The following is a 4,785-nucleotide window of genomic DNA, read 5'->3' on the forward strand; positions in this document are numbered from 1 at the left end:
TGTCGCCATCGAGGCGGTCGGCATCCCCGCCACCTTCGCCGCTGCGCTGGACATCGTGCGCCCCGGCGGCGTCGTGGCCAACGTCGGTGTGCACGGCAAGCCGGTCGAGCTGCCCATCGACCGGCTGTGGATCGCGAACATCGCGATCACCATGGGGCTGGTCAACGCGAACACCACCGACACCCTGCTCAAGCTCGTCGAGCAGCACAAGCTCGAGGCGTCGATGTTCGTCACCCACGACTTCACGCTCGACAGGATCGAGGAGGCGTACGACGTGTTCGGCCGCGCAGCGGAGACGAAGGCGCTGAAGGTGCTGATCACGGCGTGACCCGGGTCTCAGGAGCATCCTGCGCGGCCACGACGAGAGGACCGTGATCCGCGAACCTACGAAGAAAGCCCCGGGGATCCGGGGCTTTCTCTTCGGTAGCAGGAGCGGGGTTCGAACCCGCGACCTCACGATTATGAGTCGTGCGCTCTCACCAACTGAGCTACCCTGCCGCGTGCATCCGGTGGATGCTGCGAGCCCCGAGTCAGGATTGAACTGACGACCCCTTCCTTACCATGGAAGTGCTCTGCCACTGAGCTATCGGGGCGTGCTGCCCGCAAGCAGGCAACTAGAAGAGGATATCAGAGCCGCGGCCTGCTCTGAAACGCGAGCTCACCCGGCGGTGTGATCGCGCATCCATTCCAGCGGGTCGATCCTCGTCGTCCCGTTCTGCCAGATCTCGAAGTGCAAGTGCGCGCCGAAGGAGTACCCCGTGTCACCGACGGTGCCGAGCACGTCGCCGACCTTGACGGTGTCGCCCGCCTTCACCCGCAGCGAGCCGTATTCCATGTGTGCGTAGTGGCTCGAGACGAGTTCGCCATCGACGACGTGATCGACGACGACATGGACGCCGTACAGGCCACCGGCCTCTGTCGCGACGCGCACGGTGCCGTCGGCGATCGCGTGGATCTCGGCGCCCTGACCAGGAACGAAGTCGATGCCGTGGTGCATGCTGCCGTCGCGCATCTGGAAGCCCCACGTGTAAGGCACCCCGACCGGGAACGGCCACTGCACGGGCGAGTTCGGGTTGTTCAGAAACGAGTTGTCGAAGTTGCGAACCCCGGAGCCTGCCGCCAGGTCGGCCATCGTGGCCGTCGAGTACGTCTCGTCCCGCGCCAGGTCGACGCTCTCATTCGAGGCCGACGACACGAACGCCTGGATCTCCTCGTGGTCCTGAGAGGACGACGCCGCGGTCGTCAGCGACGTCGAGGCGGCGCCGGCGGGCTTGCTGCCGGCCACCGACGCCATCGCGCCGGCGGGCGTCGTCAGACCGATGGCGAGCAGACCCACCACGCTCATGGCGCCGAGCGAGGCGGATGCCGCGGCGAGTCGTCGACGTGCCAGCGCCATGCGCGGTGGGCGCGCCGCGTCGCCGGCTGTGTGGGCGATGGTCCCGGGTCGAGCCAGCCGCGGCGCCGCAGCAGGCGCCGGGGCGGACGCCCCACCCTCGAAGCAGAACAGGCGCGCCGCACGCTCGAACTCATCCGAGGCGAGCTTCTCCGGCGCAGACGCACCGGCCGCGCGGCGCGCTCGTCGCGAAGTGGGGACGGCGGCCGGCGGCACGGCGCAGGCGATCGGGAAGGTGGATGCCACCGGCATGGCACCGGCGTCGTCGTGAGCGTCATCCTGAACCTCAGGGAGAACTGCGGCGCTGTTCTCCAGCGCGGCCGGAAGCTCCACTGTGGCCGCAGCGACCAGGAAGACAGCCAGCTCTGCGGCGTGTGTCTGCGCGGCATCCGCCGCTGCGACATCGGACTGCGCCTGCTCGCGCGGGGCAGCGGGCGTCGCCGGGTCTGCGTCGATACGCCGGTCGTGGACTTCGGCTTGCCGAGCGGCCCGGCGGCGCAGCTCCGCGCGGGTCAGCACGCGCTCCGGCTGCGGTGCAGGCGTGGTGACGATACGGCTGGAGCGGCGCAGAGGCGCGGCGACGGCCGACGGGGCGTCGAGGGTCAAATCAGGGGGCTCTCGGGTCGGCCGCTCGCGGGGACGAGGGACGTCTTCGGGTGGGGGGTGACGTCACTGTTCTCGTTCGGGCGAGAAAAGTAACGATCAGGTAAACACTACCCCGCGCGGACGCCGAATGCCACGTCGCGCTCAGCTCGCTTACGGAGTCGTCGCTTTGTTCCCGGCGGCGCCGGCGAAAACGATGGCTGAAAGCCTGGCGACAAGCTCAGCGCTTCCCACGATGGTCATCTCCCGCGTGGGCGCGGAACCCGGAACGCCTGCGGCGACGCCACCGGCCTCTTCGACCAGCAGCACGCCGGCGGCGTGGTCCCACGGGTGAAGGCCGCGCTCGAAGTATCCGTCGAGGCGCCCCGCGGCGACATAGGCCAGATCGAGCGACGCCGCGCCGATGCGGCGGATGTCGCGCGCGAGCGGCATGACCCGCCCGAGCATCTCCAGCTGTGCGGCGTGGGTGGCCGGGTCATAGCCGAACCCGGTGGCCAGCAGAGATCCCGCCGGATTCACTTCGGCGTTCACCTTGAGCCGTTGCCCTCCCAGCCACGCGCCCTCCCCGCGCACGACGTGGAAAAGCTCGCCCAACGCCGGCGCATGGATCACCCCGGCGAGCGCCTGCCACTCACGGGGGTCGGGCTCACCCGAGACCGCCGCGATGCTGACGGCATAGGAGGGGATGCCGTAGGCGTAGTTCACGGTGCCGTCGATCGGGTCCACGACCCACGTGATCCCGGTGGTGCCCCTCTCCGCGGCAGACTCCTCACCGAGGAAGCCATCCCCCGGCCGGGCCGCGGCGATCCGCTCGCGGATGAGGTTCTCCACCTCGCGGTCGGCCTCGGTGACGATGTCGGCCAGCGCGGACTTGCTCGCGGCGATCGACACTCCCTCTTCGCGGCGTCGCCGTGCCAGCGCGCCCGCCTCGTGGGCGATGTCGACGGCGAGTGCTCCCAGTTCCTGCTGCAGGCTCATGCGCACCACGCTACGCGCACGCCGGCCATGGCCCGTCACTTCGGGCCGGTGCACCTGTCGCCGCCAGGGCGTGACGCCTCAGGGGCGCGGGGGCAGCGGCGGGCGCGGGGGCACCGGCGGGAAGTCGTCGGTGCCGGGCGCCGGAGCGGCAGCATCCGTCTGTCCCTTGAGCGAGGGCTGCTGACCGGGTGCGCGCGTCGACGGCCGCGTCTCTTCGGACGGTTGGTCGCCCTCGTACTGTTCCCGCGCGATCGCACCTTCGGACTCCTGGCCCTCGGGCTGCGCATACGCCTGCGGCTGCTGCGGCGCCTCGCCCTGCGGCGAAGGCCAGTCTGCGGTCTGCGCGGGCGCAGCCTGGGCGGCGTGGGGGTCGTAGGCCGGGGGCTGCGCGATGGCCTGCGGGGCCGGCGCGGCGGCGGCGTAGTTCTGCGGGTAGGTCGGGTAACCGGTGTAGTACGCGTTCCAGTCCGGCGATCCGTCAGGCATGACGGGGAGCGGCGTGAAACCGTCGGCGTACGTGGGCCACTGTGCGGCCTGGGGCTGAGCGGGTCCGCCGGCGTAGGCGGCGGCCTTGGGGCGCTCGCGCTTGGGCGCGAACAGCACGTTCACGAGCGGGACCAGTGCGGTGCCGACGGCCGCCAGAATGGCCAGCGCGACCACGATCCGCCAGTAGATCGCCTCGAACTCGAGGTAGTCCGACAGCAACAGCGGCAGCACCAGCATGACCGCCAGGATGACGACGAGTCCGATGGTCACATAGGTCACTGTGGTTGTGAAGGTCGTCGCGTAGCGGGCGTGCGCCTTGGTGAACAGGCGCACGTGCAGCAGGGCCAGCTGCAGGATCAGCACGATCAGGAGGAACCGGAAGAACCGATCGACACCGACTCCGAAGTAACGGTCGGGCTCCGGCATCCAGATCATGAACGCGCCGATCAGCAGCGTCAGGACCCAGGTGGCCATGCTCGCCAGCGCGAACCAGGCCGGACGGCCGGGCGCCAGTCGGGCCTCGAGGATCGCAACGCCGGCAAAGCCTGCCAGCAGCAGGATGGTGAGGAATGCACGGGCGACGAGTCGCTCTTCGGGTCCGAACAGCACCCAGACGACACAGACGAACGCTGCGGCGATCAGGGCGCCTATCGCGACCCAGATTGCGGCGCGCAGCAGCTTTGCGGAAGCGGGGCTGGTGATGGGCTGGGTCATCGTCGGTCCTCTCCCGCGGCGCGACACCGCGGCAATCCCCCCATCCTGACACGCCGGGAACGCTCGAACCACTTCGCGTACAATTCGCGCCCAGCCGAAGAGGCCGGCAACGGAGGGATATTTCCGGCGCGAGTGGTCGCGCGCTGATCATAGGAAACCTATAGGCTGTGGTCAGACCACAGGCCAGCTGCGTAGATGACAACTGCGAACTGACCCATCACGAAGGGATACATCATGTCCACAGTTGCGATCATCGGCGGCACCGGCCTCCTCGGACGCGCCACGGCGCAGGAACTCCTCGCGCACGGCTATGAGGTGCTCTCCATCTCGCTGCCGCCCGAGACCGCCCACCCGCTCGACGGCGTGCAGTACGTGTACTGCGACGTCGCCACGGCATCCGACGATGAGCTGCTCGCGTTGCTCGACGGTGTGGATGCCGTCGCCTACGCCGCCGGCGCCGACGAGCGCATCGCGCCGCAGGCGCCCGCGGCGGGCTTCTTCTACCGCGCCAACGTTCTGCCCACCCAGCGCATGGCGCGCCTCGCCCGCCAGGCCGGTGTGACCTCATTCGTCGTCTACGGCTCGTACTTCGCCGAGTTCGCCGAGCGCTG

5 protein-coding genes and 2 tRNA genes are annotated in these 4,785 nt (G+C 69.5%); 2 read left to right on the forward strand and 5 right to left on the reverse strand.

Annotated features, from left to right (window positions below):
* A partial coding sequence (locus NQ160_RS18640; protein ID WP_257516615.1) for a zinc-binding dehydrogenase occupies positions 1-328 on the forward strand: 328 nt, incomplete at its 5' end.
* 96 nt (positions 329-424) lie between these two features.
* Here the strand turns inward: NQ160_RS18640 and NQ160_RS18645 are convergent.
* The 5 genes from NQ160_RS18645 to NQ160_RS18665 all read right to left on the reverse strand — a co-directional run bounded on the left by NQ160_RS18645 (position 425) and on the right by NQ160_RS18665 (position 4,174).
* Positions 425-498: transfer RNA gene (locus NQ160_RS18645), tRNA-Met, on the reverse strand.
* 23 nt (positions 499-521) lie between these two features.
* A tRNA-Thr gene (locus NQ160_RS18650) sits at positions 522-593 on the reverse strand.
* Between the two features lie 65 nt (positions 594-658).
* Positions 659-1,999: a M23 family metallopeptidase gene (locus NQ160_RS18655; protein ID WP_257514494.1), complete on the reverse strand. Its 1,341-nt coding sequence runs from the start codon at positions 1,997-1,999 to the stop codon at positions 659-661.
* A 150-nt stretch (positions 2,000-2,149) separates the two neighbouring features.
* Positions 2,150-2,974 carry an inositol monophosphatase family protein gene (locus tag NQ160_RS18660; protein ID WP_257516616.1) on the reverse strand — a complete coding sequence of 275 codons (825 nt, stop codon included), beginning with the start codon at positions 2,972-2,974 and terminating at the stop codon, positions 2,150-2,152.
* Between the two features lie 78 nt (positions 2,975-3,052).
* Entirely contained in the window at positions 3,053-4,174 is a 1,122-nt protein-coding gene (locus tag NQ160_RS18665) for a hypothetical protein (RefSeq protein ID WP_257516617.1), read from the reverse strand.
* 234 nt (positions 4,175-4,408) lie between these two features.
* Between NQ160_RS18665 and NQ160_RS18670 the strand changes: the two genes are divergently transcribed.
* Positions 4,409-4,785: NAD-dependent epimerase/dehydratase family protein (locus NQ160_RS18670; protein ID WP_257516618.1), on the forward strand; the 377-nt coding region annotated here is incomplete at its 3' end.

It is taken from the genome of Microbacterium sp. zg.Y909 (assembly GCF_024626565.1).